This is a genomic window from Cardinium endosymbiont of Dermatophagoides farinae (genome assembly GCF_007559345.1).
Classification (GTDB): domain Bacteria; phylum Bacteroidota; class Bacteroidia; order Cytophagales; family Amoebophilaceae; genus Cardinium.
In genome coordinates this window covers 1,034,503-1,055,626 of the sequence record NZ_VMBH01000001.1, presented here as the reverse complement: position 1 = coordinate 1,055,626, position 21,124 = coordinate 1,034,503, and the positions used below count along the sequence as shown (strand labels likewise).

Below are 21,124 nucleotides of genomic sequence, written 5' to 3'. Positions count from 1 at the left end.
AAAGTAATGTAAATGAGGTTACAATATATGGTTAGGCTTTCTGCAAAACCTATTTCTAATGGCAATTTTGGTGTCGAAGCTTGTCTATGCTCCTCAAATACATTTAGTATTCTGCGGTGCTCGACTGCGCTTCTCCTAAAAACTGCTGATCACAAATAGGTTTTGCAGAAGGTCTATTATCTTTTGTCATGTAGCTGGTGATGATTTGGTAATTCATTGGGTTGGAGTTGCGTGCCATTTGGTTTGAGTTGTGCATTGGACTGTGTATGGATTTTACCTATTAATTCATATACTTCTCGAAAAGGCCTCTCAGAGAGGGACTTGATAATTACATTCACTTCAGTGATATCTAACCTGAGTGTTATTGTATTTGGTTGCATATAATTATGATTATGGCTTAATTAATTTTTTATATCCTTAAAAAGGATAGCCAATGGCTAAATTGAAAAAGGGTTCTAGCTTTTTTATTTTCTTTCCAGAAGGTCTATGCAACGGAAAAGCTAAATCCCCACATAGTACAAAGGTATTGTAAAAATTTAATCTTAACCCAAATCCACCTCCTATAGCAAATGCTTTGTAAAATTTATCTAAATAGAATTGCATTGCTGATGGTTCATTTTTTGACAACCGCCAAGTATTTCCTATATCCAGGAAAAGGGCGCCCTCTAGGTAGCCAATTAGCTTTCGGCGTAGCTCTATATTGCCTAGCAAGAGCAGATCACCTTTTCGTTCTTCCTTTTTATCTCCTTCGTATACACCAGGGCCAATCATTTGTTTATCCCAAGCCCGAACGCTACCATATCCTCCTATTGCATATTGTTTGTCTGGATGGACCTTATCTGTTGCAGTATAGCCCCTAGCAGTACCTAATTTAGCCTGGTAAGCTAGTGTCGTATAGGGTGTAAGGTTAAAAGCATGGCGGTATCCGATATCAATTTTAATATACTTATACACTTCAAATGGTTTAGGTAAAATTTTCTTGAATAGTGCAAGATGTTCATATAATCCTCCATGTTCTATGCCAATGGAAACCATCCATTTATACCTTTCTAACGAATTTAAATATAGGGTAGGGGTGGCTGCTCTTATGGTAGCTATGCATCCTATGCTTGTCAAAAGAGAGGGTAACCTTAATTTTGTTTTAAGTTGGCTTATTTTTGTTGCATCTACCACTTGGGGGTAATCAAATGCCACTTTAAATGGTGAAAGTTGGTATGCAACATGTTTGCTGTACCAATCATAGTTCAACATGGCATCTATTTTTTTGCTATTGTAAATGGCATTTTTTGTAAAACTATACCCGATATCTATGGTGGTGCTTGGATTAAAATTTTCCAGCATCAGATTGGTTTTTCGTGGTAAACACAGTATAAAACGTGGTGTAGTGAATTTACCCCGTAATCCATATGTAATATTCTGGGAAAGATTAGCGGCTGTTTTCGTTATAAATTCTTCCCTAAGCGCAATGCTTGCTTCTATGTTTAATAATCCTAGTCCACCAACGCGCCTTATCGTAGGGTTTAGTTTGATGGTAGGGCGGAGTCTTTTAAGGTCTAGGTTAATACACTCCCCTCCGAATTCTGTTTGCAACCTTACACGTTCATAAGGCTTTGCATGAATATAAATGACGAGCTCACCTGCTTCTATTTTGGGTAAAATGGCAATAGATTCAAATGTAGCAATTCGGTAGAGCCGTTCATATGTTTCTAAAATCTTACTTTTGTTATAAAAATCACCAGGTCGAAGGGGTATTTTGCTGGCTAGATCATCTAGAGGATATCCATCTGATGGAACCAAAAAAAAGAGGCCTTGACATACTTTTGTTTGTAGGTTGCCAGCATTGGATTGGTGCTGCTTTTGGGTGGTTAAGTCCACTATGATCCGTCCTATTTTGGTTTTATCTACTGTAGATTCTGGTACGCCTACTATAGTAGTCACCCCTATTGTATGATCATTTTTTGATAGATCGGCTTTAAAGTAAACATACTGTTCGTCAAACTCAAAGTAGCCATTATCAGCTAATAAGTTGACAATACGTTCTTGCTCGTTGACAAAATCTTGATACCCATAAGGGGCGTCTATTTTAATAAAGCTTTCACCACTGTGGCTGGCTAATAGATCCCGTATTGGTTTATAGGCTACTTGCAGACTGGTTGAAGCAATTTTATATAGATTTTGCTGCTTTATGTAATAGGTTACGCGTACTATTTTTTTTTGGATGTCCGTCTTGCTGGTAACCTCAGCATCTAAATATCCTTTTGAATGGAGATAGTTTAAAAATATTTTTTCATTATGGCGTACATACATTGGATCATAGTATAGCGGTTTTTCACCCATACGCATAAGGCGGTTCCCATGTACCGCTGCAAATTCTTTTCGTTGGATCAGTTTGTCTCGTTTGGCCGCAAGCCTCGTTTTTTCTTTTTCACTGGTTGCCTTGCTGATGCGGTATGCATATAGTTGCTGAATTGCGGCGATCTCATTTTTTATTTTTTCAGGGTTGAAATGGTTTTTACCCCACTGATACAGCCATTTTTCGATGGGCATGCCTAAAAAAGTAACATTGGGTTGGTAGATAGAGTGTTTTTGCAATGCTTGCTTATGCTTGTTGCTTACACCTATGATTATCTCCTTAATAGGTAAAGTTCCTTTAGACCTCTTTCGAAATTCGATTTCTGATGGCAATTTTGGTGTCGAAGCTGGTCTATGCTCCTCACATACATCCGAGTATGCTGCGGTGTTAGACTGCGCTTCTCCTAAAAATTGCTGATCATAAATCGCTTTCGAAAGAGGTCTAGTAGTAGCAGTTGCATATGGACAGCTACCATAAATAGCTAGCAGTAGCTGTAGGATGCGTTGTATAATAGGTTTTTTCTGACCTAAGAAAGAAGTTTTCAACTTTATTGTATTCAAAATTTTTAAAGTGTAGTCTATATTGAAAGTGCTACTAAAGATACAAGATATAAAGGAATAGTCTTGCAAAGCGGTCTAGTGTGATGCCATATCAAATAAATGTAGTATGTTTAACCGACATTTAGGCCATTTATATTTTTTATAACATAAACTATGACGGATCATACAGAAAAATTAAAAGCGCTACAAGTTACCATTGACAAGCTAGAGAAAACATATGGCCGCGGTGCGGTTATGCGGTTAAGCGACAGTCATGTAGTAGATATTCCTGTTATCTCCACAGGATCTCTTGGTTTAGACCTTGCATTAGGCGTAGGTGGGATACCACGTGGAAGAATCATTGAGATTTATGGACCAGAATCTTCTGGCAAAACAACGCTTTCTTTGCATTGCATTGCAGAAGCGCAAAAAAAAGGCGGGCTAGCTGCTTTTATTGATGCCGAGCATGCTTTTGATAAAAGCTATGCAGAACGTTTGGGGATAGATACAGAAAACTTGCTGATTGCCCAACCAGATGATGGAGAGCAAGCGCTAGAAATAGCTGAGCATCTCATTCGTTCTGGCAGCATAGACATTTTAGTAATTGACTCTGTTGCAGCATTGGTCCCACGTAGTGAGTTAGAAGGCGACATGGGTGATAGCAAAATGGGTTTACAAGCCCGTTTGATGTCACAAGCCCTGCGCAAGCTGACCGGAACCATTAATAAGACAGGGTGTGCTTGCATTTTTATCAACCAGTTGAGAGAGAAAATTGGCGTTATGTTTGGTAACCCAGAAACCACTACTGGCGGCAATGCATTAAAGTTCTACGCCTCTGTTCGTTTGGATATTCGTAGTGTCACCTCTTTAAAAGAGAGTGATGGAACCGTATCAGGGAAACGCACACGCGTTAAGATTGTAAAAAATAAAGTAGCTCCCCTTTCAGGGTCGTTGAATTTGATATTGTCTATGGAGAGGGGATTTCTAAGGTTGGAGAGCTGATTGATATTGGCGTAGAATTAGGCATTGTAAAGAAAGCTGGCTCTTGGTTTTCCTATGAAGAGCATAAGCTTGCCCAAGGCAGGGAGGCCAGCAAGGAGCTGTTAAATGACCATCCAGAACTCTTTCATAAAATTGAAGCAGCTATTAAAGCAAAGATTGCTGATGCGCTGCATAAGAGCTAAATAACAAACCATCTATTGGACCTTCTGCAAAACCTATTTGTGATCAGCAGCTTTTAGGAGAAGCGCAGTCACCAGCATACTAAATGTATTTGAGGAGCATAGACCACAAAATTGCCATTTAGCAATAGGTTTTCCAGAAGGTCTCATATAAAAGCGGTATACATTACCCTTCCCCTAATGGTTATCTGCTGTTTATATTGATAAAAAAAACCTCTTTATCAATCAAAAATTACTTATCCTGAATTTTCCCTTTTATTAGGCATTGCTTTTTCTATTCGTTTTTATTTGGAATTGTGTTTATTTTTTTTCATTAATGAAAAAAGGGTAAGATTGGATGACTTTCTGCCATTACCCCTAGTTAGGGGTTGTTTTTCTTTTAAAGAATTTAAAGCAGAATGGGCGCAATGATAAGCTATCCATTGAGCCAATGCTGCTTGTTGGTGATGATAACATACAATTTAAATAGCAATGTTATGAAAAAGTATACAAATTATAAGATAAGCTATGCATTGGGCTATTAAGTTTAAATATCTTGTCTTCTTGTACGAATATGAGGCAGGAGTTAGGGGCAGGTGTAAAGGATAGCATTTATAATGCTTGTTGTTGTAAATCAGGGTTCAAGGGTAACTATACTAGAGCGTATAATCCCTCCAGCAAAGTTAAGGTTACTCGTCAGCATATGAGGTGGCCGGTAGCATGTCTTGTATATGGTGGAAGTGCTTTTTTGATTGGTGGAGCCCTATATGGAGGCTTATATGGAGGCTATGTAGTAATTTCTTATCTCTTAGGCCTAAATTCACTTGCTACTTCAGATCAATCTCTGGGAACCTGTTGGAATGGAACCCATGTACTTCCATGGAGAAATGATACGTTATTAGTAGATGGAAACATGAATAAGACAACAACAGAATTAGCTCTGAAGGCGATAGAAAAGGACCCGGCGAATTTGTTTAAGGGCAATACTACAGAAGGCCGCTGGAATACCACAACACCAGCACCAGAGGACCAGTTTGATGGTAACACTATGCAGTCAATCCTTAGTAGTACGATAGAATCGGTTCCAGAGGACTCAGTGACTACTACCGAGAAGCCCAATGGTAGAGTACCAGCAGGGAAGATTGTGGTTATAGGTGAGCAGACTATGGCAGTTTTAGAGAAAGTCCTACAGGATAAGACGGGCAATTCTTCGATAGACTTTATAGGATGTTTGTTAAATAACGATGTAAATATCGATGCAAGAGATATCATCCAGGGGTGCACTATGCACAATAAGGCAACAGCAGAGAACAATACAGTCGCCTCTCTATACTTACAGTCGCAAGGGCGGATATTAATACAGTATGCAAAAAATGATGCTATGAAAGCATTATTGAAAAATAATTTAAGCGGTGTTGCATGAACCTGGCATCTATTTAGCCAATGGCGTTAACTAACATGTTAACGCCGTTGTCCCCTCAGTTTCCTCGAGCCTATTATGAAATAATGCGCTTATCAAAGATCTGCTCTTAAAGATGATCTGAAAGATCAAATCAGATTGGTTAGGTTTGTATGGCGGATGTTGATTTTCCAGCTTTCTGGCTAGTCTTTTTATATAAGTTTTTACGTTACCGATAAGTTTTTGTAGGGTTAAGTGATTTTTTAGCCATTTTTATTTGTAATTATATTTATTTTTTAATACTCTTATTTTAATAAAAATTATGCAATGGGCTTAGCGGATCCCTCGGTTCTATATTATTTTATTATGCCCTTATCTTATTCAGCTTAGCAAGCAGTTGGGTTTCGCAAGGGGGGCTATTGCAGCAATATTGCCTATTAGTTAGTGATTTAATAAATTTAATAATATTAAAATTATACATTTATAAATATCAATGCTATGAAAAAGTATACATACGCTAGGATAGGCCTATGCGTTGGGCTATTAAGCTTCAATATTTTATCTTCTTGTGTCAGTACAAGTCGAGGAATGGATACACATGGATACACAAGGTGATAGTTCAGCACAAGAAGATGTACAAAAGTGTTTAAACCCGGTAGTAGGTCCAAGGCCAAATCTGACACCAATAGGATTGGCTATATGGAACAATAATGAACAAATATTTCGGAGTTTAGTCAAAGACAAACGGACTCATATTAATAACGCGGGGGAAAATTTAAATACTCTTGTATATGCACTTGCGTTTAAGGAGCCACGATTGGAAATGGCTAAAATTTTATTGACTGAAGGTGAAGATGAAGATAGGCTAGATGTTACGGCTAAAGATCCAGGGTCAGGTAATACTGCTTTGCATATGGCAGTTCAGAATGGTTATAAAGGTGTTGTAGGGCTACTCCTAGAGAAATATGGAGATAAGATTAAGGTAAATGAACAGAATCTAGATGGGAATACTGCCTTGCATTTAGCAGCAGGAGCGGGTCATAAAGATGTGGTTAGGCTGTTATTAGAATGCAAGAATATTAATCCGAGCCTAACAAATTCCGATGATAAAACTCCATTTAATTTAGCTAAGGATAAAGGCCATCAAGAGTGCGCTGATGCTTTACTCGTTGCTAGTGATCCTATGTTTTTACATGAGCAGATCATACAGGACATTAAGGATAGTAATTTTGCGGAGGCAAGGATAGAATATTGGCTTAATCAAGGTTTAAAGATAGATGCAACGAATGAAGATAAATATGTTTTATTGATGTATGCAATCAACGTTAGTAATATAGAAGCTGTTCAATTCTTAATAGGAGATAAGCAGGCGAATGTGAATGCACAAGATAGGCTTGGGAGGACAGCCCTGTTTTGGACAATAAACTTATTTGCAGCTGAAGGACTGATTGATAAGGATAAAAATAAGGATATATTTGAATTTTTACTAAAAAATGGAGCAAATCCATTATAGAAAATATAAATACGGTGAAGATGCAGAAGCCTATGCAAAAGCCACTCCTAAGTTTGAGAATCAGTCTGATATTATAAATAAATTACATGAGGTTGCAGAAAAATTTCGTGAATCGGGAAAATGTGCATAATACACTAGTCAAGATTGTCCTTTAGCCAAGTATCTGTTAAGGCAATGGTTTTAATTATAAGGCAAGCAAAAACGCGCCTTTGAAAAAAGTTGCGATCAGAAAGCACAGCTTACAGATGATTAAGAAAAACAATTTTTAATGGAGCCTACAGGGTGGCTTCTGTTTTTCTATCTGTAAGCTGTGCTTTCAGCGACTTTTTTCATTAGCGTTTGATTTTTTGCTTACTTTTTGATCAAGCAAAAAGTAAGAGAAAGATGCCTTTGATCAAGCAAAAAGTAAGGATATAATTCCTTGTAATTAAAAATAAAATGCTATGAAAACATATACACACTATAGGGTAGTCCTATTGATTGGGCTATTCACCTTAAATATCTTATCCTCCTGTGTGCATACAGGGCAAAAGCTCTATGGGAAGATCCATTGTCTGTTTATGTAATAAACGCAAAGAAAACGTCAGAGAAATCGTCATTTCCTCGTCACAATAATTAGGAGATTTATATGAACACTTATGTGAAAATGGGTGAAGCATATACACCCTCTTTTTCTCTCCCTAATGGACCCCTCCCTAATGGAAGTATCCCTAATAGAGGGCTCTCTACTATTCACGAAGTAGATGAGCGTTCGCCTAAATCGAATAGGTTCTATTCTTCCGATAACCATGTCTGTACCATCTCCAAGCGTAGCAAGCTGAGCAATAGAAATTTCCGCAGCTGTTGCTCGGTAGCAAGAAATCTATGCTTGGTTTGTATTGCGGGCGGCGTAATAATATATGCGCTTACTTTTATTGGTTCTCTACATCAGTCAAACAATTCCACCATGATATAGATTATGGTAGTGATCTAATCACTGGTCTGCCATTCATATTTAAATTGTACCATTATTTAAATCAGACTACTATGGAAAAAAGGTATAGATCCGCTAGGGTAGGTTTACTGATCGGGTTGTTAGCCTTTCAAAGTTTATCTGCTTGTGTAGATACAAGGCAAGTATTAGGTAGTAGAGATCATAAGCGATCATACCATTCGCCCTATCCATCGGAATCAAGGCTTAAGCATAATTTGCAAAAATTTGGGCCGTTGTTCATCTTAATGTTATGGACAATTGGTTTTCCCAGTTGGGTCATTCTATCGCATATGAGCAATAGGCCATCAATATTCCATAGGACCCACTCGGATGGCAGCAATGCCATCGATCCAATCATCAGTCCATTCAATCCATCAACATTAAATAAAACATCAGACCATAATAGAGGCATCTCTGTAGATACAATAAATGCGTATAAAAAAAACTTGGACGCAGGAAGCTATACGTTCGATAAGGGTAACGCTAAGCCTTTTAAGACACGGCATTGGCGCAAGTCCTTTAAAAGAAAGCAGAATCTTAAGCTACCATATCAGTATGATTAACCCAGTATCTATGCTGCTTATAGTCCTTATTATGAAATAGACCTTCTGTAAAACCTATTGCTAAATGGCAATTTTGTGGTCTATGCTCCTCAAATACATTTAGTATGCTGGTGACTGCGCTTCTCCTAAAAACTGTTGATCACAAATAGGTTTTGCAGAAGGTTTCTTGCTTCCTACTGACTTAAATAAATGGTATGTGGTTTTTGATACTTTTATTTGGAATTATATTTATTTTTTTATAAATACAAAATTAAAAGTAATAATTGTATGCTTTGCTGCTATTATTCCTTATTTAGGGTTTCTTTTACTTGCGTTAATACATTAAAGCAGCGGGCGTGATATGGATGGATTATGGGCTATTTATTGCAATCATGCTGCTTCTTGCTGAATGTTAAATGTATAAGCATTATTAAATGGTGGTACTATGGTAAAAAGGTATACATGCGCTAGGGTAGGCCTATTGATCGGGCTGTTAAGCCTTAATATTTTATCTGCTTGTGTGCATACAAGGCAGCCATTTATAGGTAGAGATCCAGCGATAAGATGGGATTACACGCAGCGGGATTACACGCAGCGCTATGAACAAGACACAGGAATTGGTGATAAGTTTAAAATAATTGTACCGTTTACCTTCCTAATTTTATGGGTAACTCTGTTTCCTGCTTGGATCATAAAAATGTCGCCCAATACAAATAGTTCATCAGGATTTAATAGGACTGGTTTGCATGGTGAGGATGCTTTTTTTACAAAAGGCGTAAGGCCATTTATGTTTGACCCAGTAAGGCGATCAATACCGAATGAAAGATTAGGAAACAGTAGTGTTATACCTGTAAAGAAGCTAAATAGGTTCCAGAAAACACTTGCATTGGCAGTCGATAAGTTCAGTGCGGGTAGGAGGACTCAATCAAATATGATGCCATAAATGGATCAATGGGTACTAAATGATGGAATGTACATCAAAGCCATCCTATTTTGTTCATTGTAGCAGACTAATTTAAAATTTAAATATTAGTATTATGAAAAAAAAATATACCTATACTAGGGTAAACCTATTGATCGTACTATTAAGCTTCCAGACCTTCTTTTCTTGTGTCCATACACAGACCTTCTCTTCTTGTCTTAAAAGCAGAAATGTATGCACTATAGACATGGAAAATCGGATAGAAACAAATCTTCAAAGGTCAGTACATAGTAGTCCCTCGAAAAAACCTCGTTGTGTACCAGCAGTGATAGGCGGCATTACATTTTTGGTTTTGGGTGTAACAGCACTATACTACTTTCTAAACAGCTCATTGGTATCCAATATGATTGGTGCGAATAGTAGTAATGCTATATCTGATGGGCGGCATATAAGCATGCGATCAGTATTAAATGAAGATTCAGGCAATAGTAGTAGTCTATTTGCAGACAAACTAGATGGGTATGCGCCAGCATTGGAGTCAACATTCGATAATCTTGCACTAAAATTGAATAACTCCTTACTGACACCAGAATGGATAAAGGCCTTGTTGGCGCCCAATACTAAGGGCAGTAATCATTTTATCGCTCCGTAGCCATATTAACCATCAAGTACTATGAAAAAATATAGAGATGCTAGGGTGGCGCTATTCATTGGGTTGTTAAGCTTGAATACCTTATCTTCTTGCGTCAATACAAGGCAGTCGCTAGCTATGCGCCGTCCTAGCCTGGGCTTAAAATCGGATTTTATTCAAGGTAGGTTGCGCAGAAGTTATTGTCGGTGGGCAGGGGTAGTAACATTTTTTGCTGTTAATTTGGGTATAATATTGGTCATTATAGAAATGACCCCTGTAGGCAATACCGCCCTTTTAAATAGTAACAGCTCTATTGGTAACAGCTCTATGGTTACAACATTAGGACCAGATAACGCAACGATGCGATCAGCATCAAATGAAAACTTCGGTAATGGTAGTGGTATGTTTACAGATGGCCTAGATCTATATACAGCAACATCGAACGCAACATTCAATAATCTTCCAGTGAGATCAGAATGGGAGAAGCATTTACTTAGCTTAAAATGGGTGCATGACTTACTCACATCAGAATGGATGAAAGATTTGTTTAGATCAAATACCAATAATAGTAGCAATTTTATCGTTCCATAGCCCTTAGAAGTCTATAGGCCTTCTTCAAAACCTATTTGTGATCAGCAGTTTTTAGGAGAAGCGCAGTCGAGCACCGCAGAATACTAAATGTATTTGAGGAGCATAGACAAGCTTCGACACCAAAACTGCCATTAGAAATAGGTTTTGAAGAAGGTCTACTATCCCCAATATATATTTTTATACATGTTCTTTTTATATCATCGCTATTATTTGGAATTGTATTTATTTTTTTGTAGTTAAAAAATTAAGGGGTAATTTGGATACCTTGCTGCCATTATCCCTTATTAAGGTTTGTTTGATTTGCCTTAATAGACTTAAGCAGAGGGCTTGGTATGGATAAGTTATAGGTTGTTTATTCCAATCACTGTGCTTGCTGCTTATTTGTTCATTGTAGCAGGATTAAATATCAATATTATGATTATGAAAAAATATATACACGTTAGGGTAGCGCTATTGACTGCGCTGTTAAGCTTGAATACTTTTTCCTCTTGTGTCAGCACAAGGGAAGCATTAGGCTCCAATGAGGTCGTGCTCAAACCTGTAGCAGGTGTAGTTCCCTTTAACCCCGGAGCACAATTAATAACCTATGATCATATCATTATACCTGAGCACAAACTAAGTGCGTATGAAAAAATAATGAAATCGGCATGCAGAGGCGACTTTATGTCCAGGCTGATTGAGTCTAGGCCTGAAAAAGCTAAAAAGGCTAAAAAGAGATTTGTGCGGTCGAACCTAAATGCAGATCAAACCGATAAATATACAAAGCAGTGTCCGCTTCTTGATTTCTTGTATAGAAGTGCCATCAAACTCAAACCCAAACCCAGGTTTGTTTAATATGCTGTTATAGTATCCACTATAAAAGGATAAATGCATAGGAGCAAGGCGCTAAATGAATCAGATCTATTTAGTAGCATAGGGTTCATTCAGCCATTGCTTCTATAAAAAATTTATTGGGAAATAAGGCTAATCAGCCTGTATCCATTCAGCCATCTGGTAACGTTATACTCTAAAAAGAGAAAAACGCCCATTGTAAAAAGTTACGTTTAGAAAGCAGCGCCTAGAGCTGGAAAAACAGAACTCGCCCGCTATGCGGGCTTCAAACAGGCTGTTTTTCTTTTCAGCTCTAGGCGCTGCTTTTAGCAACTTTTTGCACAGGGCTTGATTTTTTGTCCACTTTTTGATCAAGCAAAAAGTGGTAGGCAAAAAGCTGACGTTAGTGGTTGAACAGAGGCAAAGTTAATATAAATTCATTTTTTACCATTAATGTGAACCGACGCATCAGCCTTGTAATAGAGCTGGCGGCAGATTGGGTATCCATACAGCTTTCTGACCACGCAAGACAAGCAATCCCCTTTGTAAAAAGTTTCAATTAGGTAGTACCCCTTATACCTGAAACAAAAAAATCCTTATTAGACCTAAGATTGGATCTCTATCCAATTAATCTTATACTTACACTATTGGCCTGTATAAGCTGTGCTTCCCGCAATTTTTTGCCCAGCGCTTGATTTTATTGGATGTTTTACGCCCCCTTTGCTTGCTTTGAAAAATATAAAAAATGCTTTTAATAAAATGAAAAAATGGTATGTAAAGCCACTTAGGAAGCTATTGCTTTTTATAGCCATACTACCACCCGCGCTATTGGCCTTGCTTCACCTACCTCCGGTACAGCAACAGCTGCTTCGTAGCATAACAAGCTATCTGTATCAAACTACCCATTACCACATTACATGCGATGCCTTCCGGCTTACCTGGTTGCGTCATATTGCATTGGAAAATCTAACCGTTACAGATCCTCAAGATAAACCTTTATTGGCCATTCATGGATGTACAGGTAGACTGAATCTGTTTAGTTTGCTTTTGCTAAAGCCTGATATGATTGATTCGGTTTCCCTAACAGGAGGAAAACTGTATCTGGAAAAAAATAGCCAGGAGGATTTTAATATCGCTGCATTCTATAACAAAGTGCTGCTGCCCTTTTTACCAGAAACAGATACAGATCTATTGATCAATAAGATTCAACTAGGCGGTGTCAACCTATACTACCATAACCAAATAAACAAACAAGCGCTGAAGGTGGAAAATATAAACCTAGCGATCAGCCATTTCTTATCCTCTTCCGATCATCATTCAGGCACCCTAACTACTTTTTCTTACCAAGAAACAAGTGACCTCCCTGTAACATGCAAAAACCTAATGACCCAGTTTAGCATTACCCCCCATAGTGTAGTGCTTAAAGATTGCCACTTTATTACAAAATATAGCAGCCTACACGGCGACTTCACAGTGCAATATGCTAAAAAACTGCCCCTTGTTGCTGATCAGGAAGGTAGACCACAAAATTGCCATTTAGCAATCGAGTTTCAAAAGAGGTCTATTGCATTGGACGCCACATTACATCAATCAGCCCTATCATCGATTGAGTTAAGTCGGTTTTCAGATTTTTTTAAGGGGGAACATATGTTCTATAAACTAGATGGATCCATTTCCTTAACCCCTTATGCCATGACATGGAAGAATTGTAAACTGGTTTTTGGAGATAGCTATATTCAAGGTACAGGTTCTTATAACGGCCTCGATGGAGATCTCTTTGTGCAAGCGGGTCGGATCTATATGCATGACCTACAGAAAAAGCCAGCAGCATGGCCCACTCCATTGCAATATATTGGCATAGCCAATGCCAAGTTGCTTGGCAACACCCAAGCAGTCAAACTAACTGGCGATATTACTACCAATATAGGGGCGGTGCAAACAGATCTAACCCTACACCATCTAGGTAAACCCATACAGCATGTAACCGGTAACCTAACCTTGCATAAGGTAGCCATAGAGGCATTGCTACCTGCGCTGCCTATTCAATCGCTTTCTGGAACAGTTGCCATAAAAGCGCAGGGCACCCATCTCAATACCCTAGATGCAGCGGCTAAGCTAACGGAAATCGAGGTGCACCATTATAAGTATAAGAAGATAGAAGCCTCCTGTATCGTTTCCAATGCTATGGCCACATTTAAGCTACATAGCAAAGATCCTCATGCAAAGTTAACCGTAGCGGGTACCTATCATATGGCTAAAAGCTTAAAAGCAGATGGAATAATAGAACAGGTCGACTTGGAAAAACTTGGTTTTGTCTCGGATCCGCTGTCGTTTAGTACCAAATTTTCATTTAAAATCAGAGATATATTAACGAAACGTCCACGGGGGAAGATTGTGTTGAATCAATGTATCATTCAGGGGTTGGCAAAAAAAGTAGCCTGTAATCAGGTTGCTATACGTGCTATAGCACATGGGAGCAAGGATTTAGTAACCATTACCTCTCCACTTATAGATTGTAGGTTGGAAGGGATATTTACCATTAATGATTTGGCCAGCCATATCAACCATCTTATCAGACGATTTAAAAATCCAGCAGATCGGTCCACCATCCTTGCTCAGTTGCATCTAGATTACGTCATCGACTGTAAAAAGATATTGCCAATTTTAAACTGGTTTGCAGGTGATCTATATATAGCTCCCTCTACCACCTTTTTGGGTCATTTCGCCTATGATCAGGATTATCATTTTTCCCTCCGTTTGCCTAGTGCATCAACCCTTTCTTGTAAGCAGTTTAGTTTGGAAAAGCTTAAAGTAAAACTGAATGCGCATCATCTTATGGATGCTAAAAAACGGTTGGTTCAGTTATACATTGCATCAGATAAGCAGGATTGGTGCCAAGCCTTTCAAACAGATCGTTTATCCCTTCAGTTGCTTATGGATAAAAATGAATTTACCATTTTAAATAGTTTATCCAGCTATGGCAATCATCTATCTGTAGCCTGTTCAGGTAGACTTACTGATAGCGCGATACAAATTGATCTACTCCCTTCTAGCTTAACTACTAAGGACAAAATATGGACCATACACACAGAACGTACCAGTTGTATTTCCAAGCTAGGCATAGCGATTGGGAACTTATCTATTATAAGCGGCCAATCCTCCATTTGCGTGGGTGGTCAGCTTACGCAATTGCCCACAACAGATCCCTTACGCTGTACCATACGCCATCTTGCATTAAACTATGCTTCAGCAGTAGGGCCGCTTAAAGGTATATTAGACACTAAGTTAGTAGCCCGTATTCAAAAAGGTCAGCTGATAGCAACCGGTAGCCTACAGCTAAAAGAGGTTGCCATTCAAGACTATGCTGTAGGCACTTTACATACAAAAGTAGATTGGAACCTATTAGAAAATAAATTAGTCCTAGCAGGAATGCTCCAAAAAGGAGGCCAACAGCTGGTACAGATAGATGGTTGTTATCATCTGATTAAACCCGCTGATAACCTAGCCGTTACCACTAGATTCAACCAAATGGATTTGGACCTATTGAATCCCTTTTTTGCATCTGTTTGTTCAGATATAGGAGGAAGGTTAAGCGGACAGTTTCGATTAACCGGTAGTCTGGCTGCACCCAAGCTCAATGGCGAAGGCATCATAGAGAAAGGAAAATTTAAAATTAACTATTTGAACACCTCTTACCAAGTGGCTGGCGCCATAAAGGTCCAAGAGAATCGCTTATATGCTGATCAGCTTGATCTACAGGATAGCGCATTGGGGCATGCTACTTTATCTGGCCATATGGTGCTACAAGATGGCTTTCCCTTGATGCTTTCAGGGGATATGGAGACCTTCCATCTATTGCATACTACTCGAATCCATCATCCTGATTTCTATGGAGACCTATATGCCACTGGGACTTTACAAATGGAAGGGTCTATCTATGATCTACTCCTTAAAATGAAAGTCACAGCCGATAAAGGCAGCTTTACGATTGTGGCGCATGATAAAGAAGACATAGAAAACACCACAAAATTGGTACAGTTTGTTTCTACCAAAGCAAAGCATCAGACAGATACAGCCTCTACAAGTGAAGATCGATCAGCCATTAAACTGATTCTTGACCTAACCATACTACCTACTATAAAGGCGCAGGTATTGTTTGGCTCGTATGGTAATGCCAGCGATATCTTACAAGGCCAAGGAACAGGAACAATGCGGCTAGAGGTAGGCACCAATCGTAAGCCATATGTAATGGGTAATTACCTCTTTCAGAGCGGTACCTACACCGTTTCTGTTTATAATCTCATTCAAAAAACATTTACCATTACACCTAATAGCCAGGTTAACTTTAATGGTTATCCCCAAGAAGGGATTGTCCATATTGGTGCATCTTACAAACAAATTGCTTCTATAACAGGTCTTTGTCCGGAAAGTACAGATAAGCGACCGATTCCAGTGGAAATTATGCTTTCTGCATATGGCACATTAGCCCATCCAAATATTGTATATCAACTTTTCTTTCCAGTAAAAAGTATGGATTTTGACTTAAATATTGCTTTAGAGGAATGTGCCTCAAAGGCATTGTTGGATAAAAACTACCTCAACCATCAAGTCTTAAGCTTGCTAATAGCTAAAAGAATCTATAATGAGCAAAACATAGGCCGTTGGAGTGCACTCAGCAATAGCATCAATGATTTTGTTGCGCAAAGCATACAAAACTTAGTATCTAAAATCAACCATAACCTAGAGATAGAAACTGATCTAGGTATGAATCAGTCTGACCATCAGGAAGCAAATATTTTGCAAAACACCAGCATTAAAGTAAGCTATCTACTGCTATCAGAGGATCTTAAACTTTCCAGTACAGTGGGAAGAAGCTCTCGTTTTATCAATGATTGGGAAATTGCCTATCGTATCTCTAAAACCTACCATATGCATGCCAAGCTTTACCAACAACCTTTAAATAGTGCATCTAACCGATCCCTTTTTGGTATAAGCTTTGCGTATACTAAAAAGTTTTGGTAGCCAATCGATAGATGGCATTAAAGGCTCCTGTTAGGGTCTGTAACTGCTTGAATGTATCCTAAGAGGTTTTCTATTCCTAGTCTATTGTGTGCGGACACCATAAAAAGAGGCGGTATAGTTGCCCACTCTTGTTGTAAGATACGGGTTAAAGCCATATGGTGTTTTTGCGCCACCATTTTATGTTTCTTATCTGCTTTTGTAAGTATAATAGCAAAAGGAATGGCATGCTGGCCCAGCCAGTTTATACATTCAATATCGATGGCTTGGGGCGCAATTTTGGCATCAATCAATACAAAGACAGCAACCATATTGGATCTATGCAGCAGATATTCCCGCAACATTTTTTTCCATTTTATTTTTGTAGCATGCCCTACTTGTGCCCATCCATATCCTGGTAGGTCTACAAAATAGAGCTGGTTATTCACTAAGAAGTGATGGATCAATTGTGTTTTGCCAGGCATTTTAGATACCCTAGCCAGTTGCTTCCGTTGCAACAGCGCATTAATTAAAGAGGACTTGCCCACATTGGAACGCCCTATAAAAGCAACTTCTGGTTTGGTATCCTCAGGACACACTTTATAATGCGCATTGCTGGATGCAAGTGCAGCAGAATGGATTTTCATATGTAATTGTTTTATTGGTGCATCAAATTACATGAAAGTAAAACGAACTGGGGCAAGAAAAATAAAAAAATAGAATATTCAAACAATTTCATATTTTTTTTGTTTTTTACTATTATTTGTTTATTAATGCTTATAGGATCATATAAACTTAAGTGCATAAATCCAAATATCAGCAGGTAAGACAAACAAGTGGTATCATGGTATCGGTTGCGTGGGCCAATCACATAAAATATAGATTGAAATACCTTTCAAGCTATTTGAATAGTGGTGCATGGATAAGGCATATAAGCAAATGGGCAATGGTTGGTCTTTTTATATCATCTATATCATGTTTATCACCTAATAGATTAACTATGTATAAGCATTTCACAGGGCAGTCTGATTGTATAGAAGGCATAGACATATCCCATCATCAAAAAACAATAGATTGGGGGCAGCTAACCCCTGATCGTAGCGGTAAACAGTTTATTATTGCAAAAGCAACAGAGGGTGCAACCTATCAAGATCCTATGTTTATAGCATATGCTAAGCATGCATGGGCTGCAGGCTTCCGGAAAATAGGTGCCTATCACTTTCTAAGGTTTGGTTCGAGTTTGCTTAAGGATCAAATGAAAAATTTTATATCTCAAATAGAAGCGCTGAAGGCCGTATTGCCTGACCTAAGGGAGCCTATCATAGCACTAGATATAGAGGAACACAAGGGGGCTAAATATGACTTAGTTCAGTCTGTGACGGAGGAAAGTGTTCGGTTACTCGAAGATAGCAACATCACTCCTTTCATCTATACAAGAACATCTTTCTGGGATACGTATGTATCAGAAACGCCTGATATAGTTAAAGCATGCCCATTATGGATTGCTAGATGGCGTGCAACCCAACCGAAGCCAGACGAATTGCCAAATGGTTGGGATAGCTGGAAAATATGGCAATATACTGATCAAGGGCAGGTTCCAGGTATTGCCGGTCCAGTAGACCTGAATAAGATGAAGATAGTATAGCGAAAATATTAGACCTTCTTCAAAACCTATTTGTGATCAGCAGTTTTTAGGAGAAGCGCAGTCGAGCACCGCAGCATACTAAATGTATTTGAGGAGCATAGACAAGTTTCGACACCAAAATTGCCATTTAGCAATAGGTTTTGTAGAAGGTCTACCCTTATCCTTTCCTCAAACTTTTCAATGGCATTCCTATGGCTGTTTTTCTTTTCCAAGCTATTTTTTTAACTTGCGGGCGATATTAAGCGGGAAGCTGCTAACCTATATTTTTCTTGTTTCACTTTATTTTTTTGTCATGCCCCACTCATTACCACCTGCTACCCCTGGCACGCATAGATGGGCTAGTAGCCATTTACAAGTAGCTACCCAAGTAGTACATGCTGGTGTTAGTCCAGAACCCCATACTGGTGCGATTCTTACACCTATTTTTCAATCATCTGTATTTGTGCAGGAATCGATTGAAACCTATTTGGCCAAGGGTCATTCCTATTCTGGTTCAAGAAACCCTACCGTTGCAGTATTGGAAGCAAAGATTGCTGCTTTGGAAAAAGCAGAAGCCGCTTATTGTTTTGGCTCGGGGATGGCTGCTATTGTTACCACCATGGCTACTTTTTTACGCCATGGGGACCATTGCATACTCTCAAATGGCTGTTATGCCACTACGCAAGAAGTGGCACGTGACCTTTTTGGTCAACTGGGTATCGCCTTTTCTTTTGTAGATTTTACCAATCTAGCCGAAATAGAAGCCGCTATACAACCCAATACGAAATTGATTTTTTCAGAGTATCCGACCAACCCAACACTTGCTTTAACCGATTTGGCTGTCGTTAGTGCATTGGCCCACCAGGCAGGCGCCAAACATGTTTGTGATAGTACATTAGCCTCTCCTATGGTGATTTGTCCGTTAACGTTTGGTGCCGATATAGTGATTCAATCTACTACTAAATACTATGATGGGCATAATATGACCATTGGTGGAGCAGTAGCTTGTGCAGCTGCAGCAGATGGCCCTCAAATTTTTTCCTATAGAAATAGGCATGGTAGCATTATGAGTCCTATGGTTGCCTTTTTTACCTTACAATCGATTAAAACCATGCACTTGCGCATACGCGCCCAGTCTGCCAATGCAGCGCAGATTGCAACATTTTTAGCAGGGCATGCTAAGGTAGCGCAAGTGGGGTATCCAGGATTGGCTGACTTCCCCCAAAAATCATTGGCAGACAGACAGCATACTAATGGACTCCATGGTGGGATGTTGTATTTTGTATTGAAAGGAGGTGCCGGTACCAGCAGCAAGTTTATGAAAGCACTCCATCGTCCATGGAGTTTTGGTGCCAATTTAGGTGGCGTAGAGAGTTTGATTGCCTACCCTGCTGTTATGTCTAATGGAACAATGGATGCCGCGCAATTAGAAGCCATTGGCATCAGCCAAGGTTTTGTACGTGTATCTTGTGGGATTGAGGATGCACAAGATCTTATTGATGCACTTAAAGCAACCCTTGATTTATGTTAAAGGCTTTCTTATCGATGCAGTGCTTCTATATGCGTAATGTATTGTACGTTGCCCAAACGTATGTTGAGTTGGTGGGCAAGTTTTAAGATAAGCGGTATGGCCCTATTCTTACATGCATATTCTATATTGCTTTCAGTGGTATCCAAATGGAAAGTAAAAATGACTACAAATCCGTTTTCGTTCATTTTATCAAAGTATATCTTTGTTCTTTCCGGCTCTACCAATGGTTGAGATGCGGCAATTTCTCGTAATCCCTGTATAAATCTTGGTAATAATTCCAAAGGTGTCGTATAGCTTAGTGGCACTTCTAGGGAAACCATTCGAGAAGTTCTTTTGCCAAAGTTATCGATATAGGCATCAGCCAGTTTTGCATTGGGTATGTAAACCAAAGAACCCTCCTTTGTACGCAGTAAGGTCGAGCGTAAACCCACTTCTTCTACTTTGCCACGAATGCCTCCGGAAACAATTTCATCTTCTACACTAAAAGGCCGGTCCATCGTAATCATCAATGATCCAAATAGATTTTTAATAGTATCTTGGCAAGCCAAACCAATACCAAGTGTACTAAAAGAGAGCGCCTGTACTAAGGAACCTGTTTCAAATCCAAGGTTATCAATTGTTTGTACCAATCCAACAATCCCTACAATGATTTTAGCCGTTATGCTAAAAAGAGGCAAAATATGAATCATAAACTTATGATGTTTCTTGGCAATTTTTATTTTATATTGCATCAAATTGATACATTCATAGGCCAAACACATCCATACAAAAGAAATGGCACCTTCTATGACCCGATTGATAAAAGAGGGTAAAGACTCAGATTGGAACATGGTCAGGCCACTTTTTAAGAAGTACATGCTAATCACCAGCATAAGCAACCGTTCCATAGCAAATGATTTTTTGCTACCTATAAACTTGTATACCATAAGCTTCAAAAAATAAGGCATAACTTTATGGGTGAGCCAAATAATCATGGCTAAGCCTATCAGCATAATATATTGCCAAATGGCAAGGTTTAATATCTTTTTTTTACAAAATGTTTTAGGTAAAAAGTAATATAAAAGCGTGTGTAATCTGTCAGATACTTCATATTCCCTGATAAAGTCTAGTGTTTCTTTGCTGTAACGCCATTGTTCACCTTCTTTAATTAAGTACACTTTTGGTAGCTTTTTAGACAAAATAAATCTATTTTCATTGATGGTTGGATCCATGTAATTAGGATCTTTGGGTATGGTTTCAATATTGATCCCTTTAAGGGTCAGTAATCTTTTTAACTTAATAGCCATTTCTTTGCTTTTTTTGTTAAATGTTTCTCCATGTAGAAATACAGTGCCTACATGTTCAGCGGCTTTATTACCAGGATTTAAAAGCATAAAATGGGTATATACGGTATCATATGGAGAACTCAAATTGATCTTAAGGTCATCTATGCGTCTGTTGTGTGCTGCTGCTATAATCGGTGCTAGCATAGATCCGCATACAAATAAAATAATGTAGCCTATTTGTTTTACTGGTAGGAAGAAATAGGTTGTTATCTT

General features: G+C 38.7%; 15 protein-coding genes and 1 pseudogene. 12 read left to right on the top strand and 4 right to left on the bottom strand.

Translation table 11 applies throughout. The annotated features are described in order from the left end of the window. Positions 1 to 103: 103 nt before the first annotated feature. Positions 104 to 256, bottom strand: a complete 153-nt coding sequence (locus FPG78_RS07195; RefSeq protein WP_186292473.1) for a hypothetical protein — start codon at positions 254 to 256, stop codon at positions 104 to 106. A 161-nt stretch (positions 257 to 417) separates the two neighbouring features. Then, on the bottom strand, positions 418 to 2,913 hold the full coding sequence (locus FPG78_RS04930; protein WP_186292472.1) for a BamA/TamA family outer membrane protein: 2,496 nt from the start codon (positions 2,911 to 2,913) through the stop codon (positions 418 to 420). Between the two features lie 153 nt (positions 2,914 to 3,066). Here FPG78_RS04930 and recA point away from each other — a divergent pair. The 10 genes and pseudogenes from recA to FPG78_RS04885 all read left to right on the top strand — a co-directional run bounded on the left by recA (position 3,067) and on the right by FPG78_RS04885 (position 16,455). Further along, positions 3,067 to 4,076: pseudogene (gene recA / locus FPG78_RS04925) on the top strand (recombinase RecA). A 532-nt stretch (positions 4,077 to 4,608) separates the two neighbouring features. Next, positions 4,609 to 5,475, top strand: a complete 867-nt coding sequence (locus FPG78_RS04920; RefSeq protein ID WP_144086878.1) for a hypothetical protein — start codon at positions 4,609 to 4,611, stop codon at positions 5,473 to 5,475. A gap of 544 nt (positions 5,476 to 6,019) precedes the next feature. Further along, positions 6,020 to 6,964: an ankyrin repeat domain-containing protein gene (locus FPG78_RS04915; RefSeq protein ID WP_144086877.1), complete on the top strand. Its 945-nt coding sequence runs from the start codon at positions 6,020 to 6,022 to the stop codon at positions 6,962 to 6,964. Continuing rightward, a complete protein-coding gene (locus tag FPG78_RS07190; RefSeq protein ID WP_186292471.1) occupies positions 6,945 to 7,094 on the top strand; it encodes a hypothetical protein in 150 nt (49 codons plus the stop codon). The genes FPG78_RS04915 and FPG78_RS07190 overlap by 20 nt, the downstream gene beginning before the upstream one ends. 734 nt (positions 7,095 to 7,828) lie before the next feature. Further along, complete coding sequence (locus tag FPG78_RS04910) at positions 7,829 to 8,500, top strand: hypothetical protein (RefSeq protein WP_223262016.1); 672 nt, start codon at positions 7,829 to 7,831, stop codon at positions 8,498 to 8,500. Between the two features lie 424 nt (positions 8,501 to 8,924). After that, positions 8,925 to 9,422, top strand: a complete 498-nt coding sequence (locus tag FPG78_RS04905) for a hypothetical protein (protein WP_144086875.1) — start codon at positions 8,925 to 8,927, stop codon at positions 9,420 to 9,422. A gap of 94 nt (positions 9,423 to 9,516) precedes the next feature. Next, positions 9,517 to 10,053 carry a hypothetical protein gene (locus FPG78_RS04900; RefSeq protein WP_144086874.1) on the top strand — a complete coding sequence of 179 codons (537 nt, stop codon included), beginning with the start codon at positions 9,517 to 9,519 and terminating at the stop codon, positions 10,051 to 10,053. Between the two features lie 21 nt (positions 10,054 to 10,074). Next, on the top strand, positions 10,075 to 10,623 hold the full coding sequence (locus FPG78_RS04895) for a hypothetical protein (protein ID WP_144086873.1): 549 nt from the start codon (positions 10,075 to 10,077) through the stop codon (positions 10,621 to 10,623). 327 nt (positions 10,624 to 10,950) lie between these two features. After that, positions 10,951 to 11,457, top strand: coding sequence for a hypothetical protein (locus FPG78_RS04890; protein ID WP_144086872.1), 507 nt, complete (start codon positions 10,951 to 10,953; stop codon positions 11,455 to 11,457). Positions 11,458 to 12,192: 735 nt separating this feature from the next. Further along, the gene (locus FPG78_RS04885; RefSeq protein ID WP_144086871.1) at positions 12,193 to 16,455 is read left to right on the top strand and encodes a translocation/assembly module TamB domain-containing protein; all 4,263 of its coding nucleotides are present in this window, start codon (positions 12,193 to 12,195) and stop codon (positions 16,453 to 16,455) included. A gap of 17 nt (positions 16,456 to 16,472) precedes the next feature. Here the strand turns inward: FPG78_RS04885 and yihA are convergent, their stop codons facing one another. Beyond that, positions 16,473 to 17,078, bottom strand: coding sequence for a ribosome biogenesis GTP-binding protein YihA/YsxC (yihA, locus tag FPG78_RS04880; protein WP_144086870.1), 606 nt, complete (start codon positions 17,076 to 17,078; stop codon positions 16,473 to 16,475). A gap of 152 nt (positions 17,079 to 17,230) precedes the next feature. On the opposite strand from yihA, the gene FPG78_RS04875 reads away from it, so the two are divergent. Continuing rightward, the gene (locus FPG78_RS04875; protein WP_144086869.1) at positions 17,231 to 18,076 is read left to right on the top strand and encodes a glycoside hydrolase family 25 protein; all 846 of its coding nucleotides are present in this window, start codon (positions 17,231 to 17,233) and stop codon (positions 18,074 to 18,076) included. A 292-nt stretch (positions 18,077 to 18,368) separates the two neighbouring features. After that, the gene (locus FPG78_RS04870; protein ID WP_186292470.1) at positions 18,369 to 19,586 is read left to right on the top strand and encodes a trans-sulfuration enzyme family protein; all 1,218 of its coding nucleotides are present in this window, start codon (positions 18,369 to 18,371) and stop codon (positions 19,584 to 19,586) included. Between the two features lie 8 nt (positions 19,587 to 19,594). Here FPG78_RS04870 and FPG78_RS04865 read toward each other — a convergent pair whose 3' ends face one another. Further along, positions 19,595 to 21,055: a mechanosensitive ion channel family protein gene (locus tag FPG78_RS04865; RefSeq protein ID WP_186292469.1), complete on the bottom strand. Its 1,461-nt coding sequence runs from the start codon at positions 21,053 to 21,055 to the stop codon at positions 19,595 to 19,597. Between the last annotated feature and the right edge of the window lie 69 nt (positions 21,056 to 21,124).